This window comes from Clostridium sp. YIM B02506 (assembly GCF_022324845.1).
GTDB lineage: Bacteria > Bacillota > Clostridia > Clostridiales > Clostridiaceae > Clostridium_T > Clostridium_T intestinale.
The window spans coordinates 309,025-323,151 of the sequence record NZ_JAKGTG010000002.1 but is presented as its reverse complement, the minus strand read 5'-3'; the positions used below and the strand labels follow the sequence as shown (position 1 = coordinate 323,151).

At 31.0% G+C, this 14,127-nt stretch carries 12 protein-coding genes; 11 read left to right on the top strand and 1 reads right to left on the bottom strand.

The features are described 5' to 3' along the window. Window positions 1-11: 11 nt before the first annotated feature. Genes L1S49_RS03480 through L1S49_RS03435 form a run of 10 tightly spaced genes read left to right on the top strand, consistent with a single transcriptional unit; the run spans window position 12 to window position 9,571 of the window. Window positions 12-1,841 (top strand): fused FliR family export protein/FlhB family type III secretion system protein, encoded by a 1,830-nt coding sequence (locus L1S49_RS03480; RefSeq protein ID WP_238902566.1) that lies wholly within the window; start codon window positions 12-14, stop codon window positions 1,839-1,841. A 19-nt stretch (window positions 1,842-1,860) separates the two neighbouring features. Then, window positions 1,861-3,924: a flagellar biosynthesis protein FlhA gene (gene flhA / locus L1S49_RS03475; RefSeq protein ID WP_238902565.1), complete on the top strand. Its 2,064-nt coding sequence runs from the start codon at window positions 1,861-1,863 to the stop codon at window positions 3,922-3,924. Beyond that, a complete protein-coding gene (gene flhF / locus L1S49_RS03470) occupies window positions 3,925-5,079 on the top strand; it encodes a flagellar biosynthesis protein FlhF (protein WP_238902564.1) in 1,155 nt (384 codons plus the stop codon). After that, the gene (locus tag L1S49_RS03465; RefSeq protein ID WP_238902563.1) at window positions 5,073-5,927 is read left to right on the top strand and encodes a MinD/ParA family protein; all 855 of its coding nucleotides are present in this window, start codon (window positions 5,073-5,075) and stop codon (window positions 5,925-5,927) included. The genes flhF and L1S49_RS03465 overlap by 7 nt, the downstream gene beginning before the upstream one ends. An 8-nt stretch (window positions 5,928-5,935) precedes the next feature. Continuing rightward, on the top strand, window positions 5,936-6,574 hold the full coding sequence (locus tag L1S49_RS03460; protein WP_238902562.1) for a PilZ domain-containing protein: 639 nt from the start codon (window positions 5,936-5,938) through the stop codon (window positions 6,572-6,574). A gap of 18 nt (window positions 6,575-6,592) precedes the next feature. Next, entirely contained in the window at window positions 6,593-7,318 is a 726-nt protein-coding gene (locus tag L1S49_RS03455) for a FliA/WhiG family RNA polymerase sigma factor (RefSeq protein ID WP_238902561.1), read from the top strand. Between the two features lie 11 nt (window positions 7,319-7,329). Continuing rightward, window positions 7,330-7,806: a hypothetical protein gene (locus L1S49_RS03450; protein WP_238902560.1), complete on the top strand. Its 477-nt coding sequence runs from the start codon at window positions 7,330-7,332 to the stop codon at window positions 7,804-7,806. Window positions 7,807-7,841: 35 nt separating this feature from the next. Further along, window positions 7,842-8,000, top strand: coding sequence for a hypothetical protein (locus L1S49_RS03445; protein ID WP_021800952.1), 159 nt, complete (start codon window positions 7,842-7,844; stop codon window positions 7,998-8,000). Beyond that, on the top strand, window positions 7,997-8,779 hold the full coding sequence (locus tag L1S49_RS03440) for a flagellar hook-basal body complex protein (protein ID WP_238902559.1): 783 nt from the start codon (window positions 7,997-7,999) through the stop codon (window positions 8,777-8,779). Before L1S49_RS03445 ends, L1S49_RS03440 begins: the two co-directional genes overlap by 4 nt. 18 nt (window positions 8,780-8,797) lie before the next feature. Continuing rightward, window positions 8,798-9,571 (top strand): flagellar hook-basal body complex protein, encoded by a 774-nt coding sequence (locus tag L1S49_RS03435; RefSeq protein ID WP_238902558.1) that lies wholly within the window; start codon window positions 8,798-8,800, stop codon window positions 9,569-9,571. 31 nt (window positions 9,572-9,602) lie between these two features. Here the strand turns inward: L1S49_RS03435 and L1S49_RS03430 are convergent, their stop codons facing one another. Further along, window positions 9,603-11,246: a putative manganese-dependent inorganic diphosphatase gene (locus L1S49_RS03430; protein WP_238902557.1), complete on the bottom strand. Its 1,644-nt coding sequence runs from the start codon at window positions 11,244-11,246 to the stop codon at window positions 9,603-9,605. 186 nt (window positions 11,247-11,432) lie between these two features. Here L1S49_RS03430 and L1S49_RS03425 point away from each other — a divergent pair, with 186 nt between their 5' ends. Beyond that, window positions 11,433-13,979: a calcium-translocating P-type ATPase, SERCA-type gene (locus L1S49_RS03425; RefSeq protein WP_238902556.1), complete on the top strand. Its 2,547-nt coding sequence runs from the start codon at window positions 11,433-11,435 to the stop codon at window positions 13,977-13,979. The last annotated feature ends 148 nt before the right edge of the window (window positions 13,980-14,127 follow it).

The window sequence follows — 14,127 nt, the reverse complement described above, 5'->3', positions numbered from 1 at the left end:
GAGGAAAAATCTTGATTAATACAGATTACTTTTTAGCAATTTTCTTGATTTTCCTTAGAGTAGGTGCCTTCCTAATGCTTGGAAGAATTTTTTTCCCGTCAGGAACTCCAGGAACTGTAAAAGCATTTTTTGCTTTTATCCTTTCTTATATGATAATTGGAGGAATTGACTACTCTGTAGTAAATAGTATAGATAATAATTTCCTTCTTATGTTTTATTGTGTAAATGAAGTAATGACAGGAATAATTTTAGCTATGATAGTCAACATATGTTTTGACTTCATTAAATTTGCAGGAGCATGGATGGATACCCATATAGGGCTTAGTATGATAAATCTTTTTGATGCTTCATCTCAAAGCACATCAACTCTTTTAAGTAATATATTTCATTGGATTGGCATAATGGTATTTTTCCTTATAGACGGACACTATATGTTAATTAAATCTTTAATAGAAAGTTTTCAAGTTGTATCATTAGGAACAACTATAATTTATCAAGAAACAATAAATCAAGTTTTTTTAAGTATTTCACAGTATTTTATAATAGGTTTGAAAATAGCAATACCAATAGTATTGATTATTATAATAGCAGATGTCTGCATGGGGTTAGTTTCTAGATCTGTTCCACAGTTAAATGTAATGATTTTAGGAATGCCTCTTAAGATTTTAGTTGGATTTTTATGTATAATAATAGCAATGCCTATATTAGTAAAGTTTATAATAAGTGCATTCAATTTAATACCCGAAATATTTAGAGGTATTTATGGAGCTATACCTTTGGTTTTTATCTTTGCAGATGATAAAACTGAAGAAGCTACACCAAAGAAAAAAGGTGAATCAAGAAAAAAAGGTCAACTTCCAAGAAGTAAGGATGTAGGTTTAGCTTTTACTTTACTTATATGTACATTAGTAATATCTTTATTTAGTGGATTTATTGCAGGCAATTTTAAAAGTGACATGATATATTTTTTATCTTCAGATTATAAGCAGGAGATTACAGATATTTCAGCTAAAAACTATGGAATGTTTGTAATGCTTAGAATGGCTATGGGAATCTTTCCTGTTGTAATACCTATAATGGTAGGTGGAGTAGTTGCATCTTTAATGCAAACAGGATTTTTGCTTACAGGTGAACCTCTTAAACCATCTTTAGGAAAGTTAAATCCTCTAAAAGGTATAAAAAATATGTTTTCTAAAAGAAGTCTTTTAGAACTTGTAAAAAATCTAATTGTCATAAGCATTATAGGATATCTAGCTTATGACTTTGTAATGGCAAACTACAAAAGTATCTTATCTATGGGGAATGTATATTTTCCAAGTTTGGGTTTAGAAATTAAAAATCTAGTTATGGGTATATTTACTAAAATAACCATGTTAATGATTGTTTTAGCTATAATAGATTATGTTCTTCAACGAAGAATTTTTAGTAAAGAAATGAGGATGAGTAAACAAGAAGTTAAAGAAGAGTTTAAGCAAATGGAAGGAGATCCTCAAGTTAAAGGTAAAATAAAACAAAAGCAAAGAGAAATGGCAACAAGAAGAATGATGCAGGCTGTACCAGATGCAACTGTTGTAATCACAAACCCAACACATATTGCAGTAGCATTAAAATATGAAGAGGGTGGAATGAATGTACCAAAAGTTACAGCAATAGGTGCAGATAATATTGCTATAAAGATTAAAGAAATTGCAAAAGATAATGACATACCTATAATAGAAAATAAACCCTTGGCAAGGGCTATATACGATACTCTAGATATAGGTTCAGAGATACCAGGAGAAATGTATCAGGCTATTGCAGAGATTCTTGCTTTAGTTTTTAAGATGAAGAAGCAGAAATAAAAAGGATGGATGAGTACATATGGAGGTCTTAGGCAAAAGAAATTTTAAAAAGAATTTTGATATATTAGTAGCTTTTGGAGTAATAGGAATAGTAATGATGATAATTATTCCTTTACCAACATGGCTGCTAGATGTATTTTTAGCTTTTAATATAACCTTATCTATAGTAATTTTATTAATTACTATGTTTACAACAAACGTTTTACAATTTTCTGTATTTCCAACATTATTACTTGTAACAACACTATTTAGGTTAGGATTAAATATATCATCAACAAGGCTTATATTATCTCAAGGAGATGCAGGGAATGTAATAGAGGCCTTTGGTACCTTCGTTGTAGGAGGTAATTATGCAGTAGGAATTATTTTATTTGTTATAATTGTTCTTATTCAGTTTATAGTTATAACTAATGGAGCTGGGAGAGTTTCAGAAGTTTCAGCTAGATTTACATTAGATGCTATGCCAGGAAAACAGATGAGTATAGATGCAGATTTAAATGCAGGGCTTATAGATGAAACTGGAGCTAAAAAAAGAAGAGAAGATCTTCAGGCAGAAGCAGATTTTTATGGAGCTATGGATGGAGCTTCAAAGTTCGTTAAAGGAGATGCTATAGCCGGAATAGTAATTACTATAATCAATATTTTAGCCGGAATAGTTATAGGGATACTTCAAAGAAATTTAGATGCTGCGCAAGCTGCATCAATATATACAAAATTGACAGTTGGAGATGGTCTTGTTTCTCAGATACCTGCACTTCTTATATCAACAGCTTCAGGTATTTTAGTTACTCGTTCAGGAAATGCCACTAATTTTGGAGAAACTCTAGGTAAACAGATAACAGCCTTCCCTATAGTATTAGGAATGGCTGGAGTAATATCAGGTATGATGGCAATTATACCAGGATTTCCTAAGATACCGTTTTTAGTGGCAGGAGCTGCTTTAGGTTCTGCATCATATTTCTTAATTAAAGATCAAAATGAGCAGATAGAGCAAGAGTTTACAAGAGAAGAAGAAGAGCTTATGGAGATAGAAAAAAAGGAACCAGAGAATGTTATGAATTTAATTTCTGTGGAACCTATGGAAGTTGAAATAGGTTATGGTCTTATTCCTTTAGCAGATGAATCTATAGGTGGAGATTTACTTCAAAGAATAGCTTCTGTTAGAAGACAGTGTGCTATAGAAATGGGGATAATAGTTCAACCTATAAGAATAAGAGATAATCTTCAACTTAAAACTAATGAGTATGTTATAAAAATAAGAGGAACTGTAATAAACTCATCAGACTTAATGCCTAACATGCTTTTATGTATGGATCCTTCAGGGGATACAACTGATATACCAGGAATTAAAACTATGGAGCCAACATTTGGACTTCCAGCAGTATGGATTAATAAGGATCAAAGGGAAGAAGCTGAAATAAGAGGACTTACTGTAGTTGATCCTACAACTGTTATGGTTACTCACTTAACTGAGACTATAAAAGCTCATGGTTATGAACTTCTAGGAAGACAAGAAGTTAAGATGATAGTTGACAATACTAGAGAAAGATACTCAGCAGTTGTTGATGAACTTATACCAGACTTAATGACTATAGGAGAACTTCAAAAGATATTACAAAATCTTTTAAAGGAGAAAGTTCCAATAAAAGATATGGTTACAATATTAGAATCTTTAGCTGATAACTCAAGAAATACAAAAGATGTTGAACTTTTAACTGAGTATGTAAGATTCTCTTTAGCAAGAACTATCTGTAATGGACTTATAGATGAAAATAGAGCAATAACAGTTGTAACTTTAGACCCACAAATAGAAGACCTAATTGCAAATAATACACAAAAATCAATACAAGGTTCATTCCCAGCAATCGATCCTGATACTACAACAAGAATATTTAATGGAATTAGGGATGTAGTAGAAAGAGTTTATTTCTATAATAATCAACCAGTTGTTTTAGTATCACCAAAGATAAGACCTGTTTTTAGAAAACTTATTGAAATGGTGTACCCTCATATTATGGTAGTTTCTTTAAATGAAATACCTAATGATGTGGAAATAAGAACTGAAGGAGTAGTGACAGTATAGATGGTTATAAAAAAGTACATAGTGAGTAGCATGAATGAAGCTATGACTAGAATTAGATATGAACTTGGAAAAGATGCAGTTATACTTAGTCAAAGAAAAATAAAAAGACCAGGCTTTAAAGGATTTTTTTCTCCTAAGCTTATAGAGGTAACTGCTGCTGTAGAAAAAATGTCAGAACCTAAAAATGAAGTTAAAAAAGCTAATGAATTTGAAAGTTCTATAGATTCTATAAAAAAACTTATGGAACAAGAGTTAAAGAATAAAAGTACTAAAATGGATGTTAAAGCTGACACTCCAAAAGAAACTGCTGTATCCACTTCTTCAGATAATGAATTAAAAAAGGAAATGGGAGAAATTAAAGATCTTTTATCTAAGGTTTTAGAAAAGGAAGAAATAATAGAAGAAGATAAATTCATTTCTTTTCTAAAAGATAGAGATATTGAAGAAGTATTCATAAAAGACATCATTAGAGATATTAAGGCAACTCCAGCTTTTGAAGAGAAAAAAGAGATTTTAAGGAATTATTTAAGTAATTTAATAAAAATAGATACAAACAATTTAAATGGAACAGTGGTTTTTGCAGGACCTACAGGGGTTGGTAAAACTACAACAATAGCTAAAATAGCTGGAAAACTTGCTTTAGTTGAAAAGAGAAAAGTTGGACTAATAACTATAGATACATATAGAATAGGTGCTGTTGAGCAATTAAAAACCTATGCAGAAATAATGGGAATAGCTTTAGAAGTTGTAATAACTTTAAAGGAAATGGAAGAAGCTATTGAGAAGTTAAAATACTGTGACACCATATTAGTAGATACCACAGGAAGAAGCTCTAAAAATACAATGCAGATTTCAGAACTTAGAGCATTTGTTGAAAAAGCTTCTCCAGATTCAATATATTTAGTAATGTCTTCAATTATAAAAAATAAAGATATTGATATAATTTTAGAAGGATATAGACTTTTAAATTATGATGGAATAATAATAACAAAACTTGATGAAACTTCAGTTTATGGAGGATTAGTAAAGATAATAAAGGAGTCAAACAAACCAATAGTTTACGTAACTACAGGACAGTCTGTTCCAGAAGATATTAAAAAGCCTACAAAAAGAGAACTATTAGAACTTATTCTTGGGGAGGATAGTGTATGCTAGATCAAGCTGTTAAGTTAAGAGAATTAGCTTCAAATGGTGGAAATAAACCTAGATGCAAAATCATTACTATTACCTCTGGAAAAGGTGGAGTTGGGAAAAGTAATATAGTAGTTAACTTGGCCATATCTCTTAGAGAACAAGGAAAAAGAGTTTTGGTTTTTGATGCTGATATAGGAATGGGAAACGATGATGTTTTGATGGGAGTTTTTCCAAAACATAATTTGTTTGATATTTTAGATGACAGTAAAGATATACATGAGGTGTTAGCTGATGGTCCCTTAGGAGTAAAACTTCTTTCAGGGGGATCAGGAATTAATAAGGTAGAAGATCTTACAGAACAAGAAAGAAATAAGTTTCTAGAAAAAATTCAAACCCTAGAAGACTATGATTATATATTAATAGACACTGGAGCCGGCATAAATAGAAGTGTATTAGCTTTTATATCCTGCTGCGAGGAATTAATAGTGGTTACTACTCCAGAACCTACCTCTTTAACCGATGCATATAGCTTGCTTAAAGCAACAAAACACTTTAAAATTAAAAGTAAAGCGAATATAATTGTAAATAAAGCATTTACTATAAAAGAAGGATCCGATACATTCTCTAAATTTAAAAGTGCAGTAGATAAATTTTTAGGATTAGAACTAGCTCATTTAGGAACAGTTTTAGAGGATAGAAAACTAGTGCAATCAGTAAGAGAACAAAAACCATTTACTCTAGCTTATCCTAATAGTGATGCGTCAAGATGTATAAAAGAAATAGCAACTAAACTTCAAGGACAAGAAGTAAGAAACGAAAGCATAGGTGTGCAGGGGTTGTTTAAGAAAATATTTAGTATTTTTTCATAGGGGGAGAAATGGAAACATTAGAAATAGGGCTAAACAGAATTATATCTATATTTTGGGATGATAAAAAAGTATATAAGTCAACGGTTCAAGAGGAAGATGAAAAGACTTTTTCTATTACTATACCTGTTGCAGAAGGAAATTACCTTTTTATAAAAGAAGGTGAATGGATTTCAGCAACCTTTCATGAAGAAAATGGAATAGTATATAAATTTACAACTATGATTATAAAAAGAAAAATTGAAAATAATATACCTATGTATGTTTTATCTATTCCAGAGAAATATACTAAGGTACAAAGAAGAAACTATGTTAGAGTTACAACTATGTATCCAGTAGAATACTCAATTTTTACAGTTGATACTCAAACTGTATTTAGTAGTTTTAAAACTGCAACTCTACTAGACTTAAGTGGTGGAGGTTTAAGGTTTAAAACTAAAGAAAGAATAGAGCTTTCAGAGAAAGTTGCATTAAAACTTAAGTATGAGGAAGAAGAAGTTTTAATAAAAGGGAAAATAGTAAGAGTTGATAAAACAGAAGATAGCCAATATATTTATGGAGTTTCTTTTTCAAATCCTTCAGAAAGAGAACGAGATAAGATAATTAAGATAGTATTTACTATAATTAGAAAACAAAGAAGTGTAATATAAAATAAGGGGGACAAAGTCATGACAATAGCCAATGCTAGACCATCTAAAGAGCAGCTAGCAGAAAAATATATACCATTAGTAAAGTATATAGCATCGAGAGTAATATTAGGTAAAACAAAGTATGTTGAATACGATGATTTATTAGGCTATGGCATGGTTGGTCTCATGGATGCTATTAATAAATTTGATTATGAAAAGGGAATGAAATTTTCAACCTATGCATCTATAAGAATAAGAGGATCAATGATAGATGAGATAAGAAAAAACTCTCCTATTACAAAAGGTGCAATTGATAAATTAAATAGATTTAATGATGCAGTAGAGCATCTTCAAAGAACTCTTCTTAGAGAACCATCTACACAAGAGGTAGCTAAGGAGCTTGGAGTTACAATAAAGGATGTTGCAGAGGTTGAGAACTATATAAATTATATATCTATTCAGTCTTTAGATGACGTAATATTTTCAGATGATGAGGATATGTCAATAAAGGGAATAATAGAAGATAAGAATAGTCCTTCCCCTGAAAAAACTCTAGAAGAAAAAGAAGAACTTGAGATGCTTGAAAAAGCTATAGAGCTTCTAAATGAAAAAGATAAAATGATATTAAGTTTATATTATTATGAAGGATTAACATTGAAAGAAATAGGTAAGGTTCTTGAGGTATCTGAGTCAAGAATCTGCCAATTACATAGTAGAGCAATTAGAAATTTAAGAACTAATATGAAAAAATTACATTATACATAAAGAGGGATTATATGCCGATACTTATTATTTTAGCAGGAGTGCTCTTGATTTATTTTAACTATAAAGGTTTAAAAAAAGAGGATAAGAGTTTTTTGAGTATATTACATAATGAAGAAGAGAATATTTCAGATACTGATTTAGAAATAGGAAAGCTTAGAAGAGAATTTTCCGAAACTATCCTAGAACTCCAAAAAGAGATTATTGAATTAAAAGAAGTAAAGCAGTATAATTATCCAAAGGACAATAGTTATCAGTTAGAGGATAACACGAATGATGAAAACTATACTAAAATAGACACACTTATAGATGATGAAATTGATATAATTGAAGAAGAGAATGAAACAGAAAATCAAGTAATCAGTAGAATGAATGTAATTAAGGGTCTTATAGATAAAGGATATACTGACGAAGATATATGTGAAAGCCTTTCAATGGGAAAGGGGGAAGTACTATTAATAAAAAGTTTATTAAAACAATCAAAAATTTAATCAATTTTTTAAATGATAGAAAATTATTAATTGGTATGGGAATAGGATTAATTTTAGCTACTATTTTAATGCTTGGATATAATTCTAATCAGCAACTTTCACAAGCAAGGATTGAAGAAAAAGCCAGAGAATATGGTATGAAATATCCAGATGAAGTAAAAGTTATTTTTGATAAAGAGGATGTGGAGAAATGATAAGAGGTTTATACACGGCAGTAACAGGTTTAGTTACTTTAGAGGCTAAACAAGATGTAATTACTAACAATATAGCAAATGCTAATACAACTGGATTTAAAGGTGATAACTTATCTATAAAGAGTTTTGAAGATGTACTTTTAGCTAATAAAGAGAAACTTGCAAATGGCAACGTAGTTAAAAACACTTTAGGAAAGTTAAACTTAGGAGCTAAGATAGACGAAACTAATACTCTTTGGACTCAAGGAACTTTAAATGAAACTGAAAAAAAGACGGACTTTGGAATACAAGGAAGTGGATTTTTTACAGTTAGAAAAAATACTGCTGAAGGTGTAAAAGAATATTATACAAGAGACGGTAACTTTAGAGTAAATACTCAAGGATATTTAGTTACTAATACTGGTGATAGTGTATTAGGAGTAAACAATGCTACAGGTGCAAGAGAACCTATATACGTAGGAAACAACGAACCACAGTTAGATGCAAGTGGTAATTTGTTTATTAATGGAGTAAGTACATATAAATTCGCAACAGCTGATTTTGAAGATTATAATTCACTTAAAAAAATTGGAGACAACCTTTATGAAGGACAAAATCCTAACTATGGTGGTGAAGTTTCTGTACAGCAAGGTGTTTTAGAAAAAAGTAATGTTAATATAATAAATGAAATGGTTAATATGATGACAATAATGAGAAGTTTTGAAACTAACCAAAAAGTAGTACAAACTATGGATGAGACTTTAGGAAAAGCAGCTAGTGAAATAGGTGCAGTAAGATAATAAGGAGGGGAAAGCTTTATGATGAGAATATTATGGACGGCTAAAAGTGCAATGAATGCTAATCAAGAGAAACTTGACAGCATATCTAACAACTTAGCTAATGTTAATACTACAGGATATAAGAAAACAGAAACAGCTTTTAAAGACTTGTTATCTGAGTCTTTTGATAGATTAGGTTATCCTATTTACGACAAAGATTCCTATACAGGAACTGGAGTAAAAACTACAGAGTGGACTAGAAACGGCAAGCAAGGAAACTTAATGGAAACAAAACAACCAACTGATATAGCAATAGATGGACAAGGTTATTTTAGAGTAACCAAAGCTGATGGAAGTTATGCTTATACTAGAGATGGAAGTATTAAAATTGATGCTTCTGGAACCTTAGTAACAGCTCAAGGGGATAAGTTATCTATTCAATATGCAAATGGATATGGAGAAGGTAATCCAGCTCTTACAGCTAACACAACTAAAATCGATACAGACGGTAGTATATATATACAAAATGGAAGTACATATAATAGGATAGGAAATATTCCTCTATATAATGCAGTTGGAGATAATGCCTTTGTTTCAGCTGGCTCTAATCTTTATGTTCCAGCAGAAGGAATACAAGTTAATGAAGAAACTAATGCAGACTTACACCAAGGTTTCTTAGAAGGATCAAATGTTGACATGGCTCAAGAGTTTTCAGAGATGATAATTACACAAAGAGCATTTCAACTTGCATCTAAAGGAATAACCACAGCAGATGAGATGTGGGGAATGGTAAATAATATGAGAGGTAGATAAAAAGCTTTGGCGAAATGCCAAAGCTTTTATTTTACATTGAAGTTATTGTATTAGTTAAAGGTGGTATAACTTGTTTCTTTCTAGATAAAACTCCAGGTAAGAAAGCAGTGTGATCAACTAAAGAAACCTTAAACGCATTCTCAACTATTTCTGGTCTGCCACCAGCAACTAGTACTTGAGAACCTTCATTTAGTATATCAGTTAATAGAAGAACTACAACCTCTAAACCATTATCTATAGCTTTTTTACTCATATACTCAAGCATTGAATCCTTTAATGGCATAAAGCCTTCAATATCCATGGTATTAACTTGAGCAACACCTATTTTAGTGTTTTCTATAGTGAAAGGTTTGAAGTCTTGATTAAATATTTCTTCTACAGTTTTACCTTTTAAAGATGTACCTGCTTTAAACATTTCTTTTGCAAACTCTTCAATATTTATTTCAGCTATACTTGCAAGTCGCTTACAGATATTTTTATCTTCTTCAGTACAAGTTGGACTTCTGAATAATAATGTATCAGAAATGATAGCACCACATAAAAGTCCAGCAGCTTCTCTAGATGGTCTTATGCCATTTTCGAAGAATCTCTTAGCAACTATTGAAGAAGTTGAACCTATAGGCTCATTTCTAAAGTAAATAGGATTGCCAGTTTGAATGTCTGCAACTCTATGGTGATCTATAATCTCAAGAATTTCAGCATCTTCAAGTCCATTTACTGATTGACCTCTTTCGTTGTGGTCAACTTGAATGACTTTCTTTTTGTAGTTAGAAATCATGTGATATCTTGAGAATGTACCAACAACTTTGTTACTAGAATCTAAAACTGGATAGTTTCTGAATCTAGTTTCAACCATGATACTCTTTAAGTCATCTACTAAGTCTTCAGTAGAGAAAGCAATCAAGTTATCTTTAACCATTACATACTCTACAGGAATAGATTGAACTATTAATCTAGAAGCAGTAAATGAATCATGAGGAGTAGATATTACAGTTATACCAAGTTCACGAGCTTTTTCTAATAAAGCATCATTTAGTGTATGTGAACCTGTCAATATCATTAGAGATACTTTAGCATCCATAATGGTTTCTTGAGCATCAGCTCTATCTCCACCTACAATAACAATATCTCCTTCATCAATATATTCCTTTAAACCTTCTGGTTGCATAGCAGCCACTATTATTTTCCCGGGAAATACACTAATAGCCTCATTTATGTAAATTGATTTTGCAGATAAAGTGTCAACTATATTATCAATAGTAGTTTCACTTTTTGATAATATTTTGTTATCCCAAATATCCATATAACTAGATACTATGTTTGAAATAGATAAAACTCCTATTAAGTGAGTATTTCCATCAACTACTGGAATAGATTTAATGTTTTTTTCTTTCATTAAATTCCAAGCAGTTTTTAAAGATATATCAGCTGCAAGAGGAGTAATTTTATCAAAGGCAAGATCTCCAACCTTTAACTTTACTGTCTCTAAGTACATTGGCTTTTCAACTTTAAAATAATCTAATATAAATTGAGTTTCTTGATTTACGTTTCCTAGTCTTACTGGAATAGCTGGTATAGTGCCTGTTTTGTTTTTAAATTCCGCATAAGCTAAAGCTGCACATATGGAATCTGAGTCAGGATTTTTATGTCCAGTAACATAAATAACATCTTTCATTAAATGGCCTCCTTTATTGTCTTTGTTCCTAGTAATATTCTAATTTTAAAAGCCCTAATTGTAAAGAGCTAGTTAATATTTTAAATGTTTACACAATTATTAATATTATTATTGTAAATTTATTTCATAATTTATAGGTTGAGTTACATATATTAGGATAGAGACAATATAAAAGGAGGAACTCAATTGATAGAGGAGAAAGTAGTTACTTTAGGATTAAGTAGTAGAGAAGCTGAAAATAGAAAAAAGAAATTTGGAAGCAATGAGCTTATAAAAGAAAAAAAGAAATCAGCATTTATGGTATTTATCTCTCAATTTAATGATCTAATGATTTGGGTGCTTTTAGCATCAACTGTTGTTTCCGCTTTAATGGGAGATATTGCAGATGCCATAACTATTGTTATAATAGTTGTTGTTAACGCAATTTTAGGATTTGTTCAGGAGTATAGAACTGAAAAATCTTTAGAAGCATTAAAAAATCTTGCTGCCCCTACTTGTAAGGTAATAAGAGATGGAGACATGAAGGTTATAAATGCTGTAGATTTAACTATTGGAGATTTAGTTGTTTTAGAAGCAGGAGATAGAATTCCAGCTGATGGAACCTTAAGTGGAGGTAGTGGACTAACTATAGATGAATCTCTATTAACAGGTGAATCTGTAGGAGTAAATAAGGATACAAGACAAGGACACTCTTCAGTATTCATGGGGACTACTATATTAAAAGGAAAAGGAACCATGAAGGTAACTGCAATAGGAATGGCTACAGAAATGGGCAAGATAGCTAACCTACTTCAAAATATTGAAGAAGAAAAAACACCGTTAAAGCAGAAGCTAGAATCTTTAGGAAAGGTTTTAGTATTTTTATGTTTAGGTATATGTGCAATAGTAACAGTTGTAGGAGTTGCTAGAGGTAATGATATTGGGGAAATGTTTTTACTTGGAGTAAGCCTAGCGGTTGCTGCTATACCAGAGGGGCTTCCAGCAATAGTTACAGTAGCTTTAGCTTTAGGTGTTTCAAGAATGATAAAAAGAAACGCCTTAGTAAGAAAACTTCCTGCTGTAGAAACCTTAGGATGTACCTCAGTTATATGTTCAGATAAAACTGGTACCTTAACACAAAATAAAATGACTTTAAAAGAAATCTATATTGATAATAAGGTATATAATTTAGATAAAGATAATCCACCGAATAATATTGTACTAACGAAAGCATTAGTTTACTGTAACGATTGTAATTATAATTTTTCAGAAAAAAACATGGACAAAGTTCTTCATGGAGATCCAACAGAAACAGCATTAGTTAAAGGACTTTTTAAAGATGTAAAAGCCCTTAAAAACTTTTTGAGTTTCCATAAAAGAGTTTTTGATTTACCGTTTGATTCTAATAGAAAAATGATGTCTGTAATAGTTAGTGAAAATGGTAAGGAAACCTGCTATGTAAAAGGTGCACCAGAAAGAATTATGGATAGGTGTAGCCACATATTAGAAGATGGAAAAATAAAGCCATTAACTCAAACTAAGAAAAAGGAAATCTTAATGACAGTTGATGGTATGTCTAATAGAGCTCTAAGATGTTTAGGAGCAGCTTACAAGGAAGGTTACTTAGTAAAAGATGAAAGTTTAGAAAAGGGTTTAACCTTTATTGGTATAGTTGGTAGCATAGATCCTCCAAGAGATGAAGCAAGAGATGCAGTATTACAATGTAAGCTTGCAGGAATTAGACCTATAATGATAACTGGAGATCATAAAAATACAGCCTTTGCTATAGCTAAGTCATTAAGTATATGTAATTCTAATGATTCAGTCTTAACTGGAGAAGATTTAGAAAGATTAACTGACAAAGATTTAGAGAGAGAGGTTAAAAAAGCAAAGGTATTTGCAAGAGTAAGTCCTAACCATAAACTTAGAATTGTAAAGGCCTTAAAGAAAAATGGTAATATAGTTGCTATGACAGGAGATGGGGTTAATGATGCTCCTGCAATTAAAGAAGCAGATATTGGAGTTTCAATGGGTATATCTGGTACAGACGTTACTAAAGAAGCCTCTTCAATGATATTAATGGATGATAACTTTGCAACTATAGTGGCTGCTGTAGAAGAGGGAAGAGTAATATATGATAATATAAGAAAGTTTATAAGATATCTTCTTTCTTGTAACCTAGGAGAAGTATTAACTATGTTCCTAGCATCACTTTTTTATCTTCCAAACCCACTTACACCTATTCAAATACTTTTTGTGAACCTAGCTACAGACGGTCTTCCTGCAATAGCCTTAGGTGTAGACCCAGCTGACAAGGATATAATGTCACAAAAACCAAGAAAAAAGGATGAAAGTATATTTGCAAGAGGGTTAACTGAAAAGATTTTAGTAAGAGGTACTTTAATAGGTATATGTACTTTAACTTCATTTATAGTTGGTCAGTACTTTGGGTTTGATTTAAAGACTTCTAGAACAATAGCTTTAGCAACTCTAGTAATGTCACAATTAATTCATGTATTTGAATGTAGATCAGAAAGACACTCTATAATAGAGATTAAACTACTAAGTAATCCTTACTTAGTAGGTGCAGTTCTAGTTTCTATAACTATGATAATGAGTATAATGTATATACCATTTTTACAAGGTGTATTTCAAACTCAAGCTCTAAACTTATTAGAGTGGGGGATAGTAATGTTTTTCTCAGGAATAATAGCTACTATAAACTCAGTATTCCTCTATTTTAAAACAAGATAGTGAGAGTAGTTTAGAGTTAAAACATAAGAGTTAGTAAGTTAGAGAAGAATTTACTCAATTTTGCTGAGTTTCTTATTTAACTGCTAACTCTTAATTAGTTTTGCTGACTTACTTAAAACTAGGTTCTCTAACTCTGTTAAACTTTAAG

Bases quoted from the DNA above. Each gene is read 5' to 3' on its own strand.
- flhA (WP_238902565.1), top strand. From the start codon at position 1,861: ATGGAGGTCTTAGGCAAAAGAAATTTTAAAAAGAATTTTGATATATTA.
- flhF (WP_238902564.1), top strand. From the start codon at position 3,925: ATGGTTATAAAAAAGTACATAGTGAGTAGCATGAATGAAGCTATGACT.
- L1S49_RS03465 (WP_238902563.1), top strand. From the start codon at position 5,073: ATGCTAGATCAAGCTGTTAAGTTAAGAGAATTAGCTTCAAATGGTGGA.
- L1S49_RS03460 (WP_238902562.1), top strand. From the start codon at position 5,936: ATGGAAACATTAGAAATAGGGCTAAACAGAATTATATCTATATTTTGG.
- L1S49_RS03455 (WP_238902561.1), top strand. From the start codon at position 6,593: ATGACAATAGCCAATGCTAGACCATCTAAAGAGCAGCTAGCAGAAAAA.
- L1S49_RS03450 (WP_238902560.1), top strand. From the start codon at position 7,330: ATGCCGATACTTATTATTTTAGCAGGAGTGCTCTTGATTTATTTTAAC.
- L1S49_RS03445 (WP_021800952.1), top strand. From the start codon at position 7,842: ATGGGAATAGGATTAATTTTAGCTACTATTTTAATGCTTGGATATAAT.
- L1S49_RS03440 (WP_238902559.1), top strand. From the start codon at position 7,997: ATGATAAGAGGTTTATACACGGCAGTAACAGGTTTAGTTACTTTAGAG.
- L1S49_RS03435 (WP_238902558.1), top strand. From the start codon at position 8,798: ATGATGAGAATATTATGGACGGCTAAAAGTGCAATGAATGCTAATCAA.
- L1S49_RS03430 (WP_238902557.1), bottom strand. From the start codon at position 11,246: ATGAAAGATGTTATTTATGTTACTGGACATAAAAATCCTGACTCAGAT.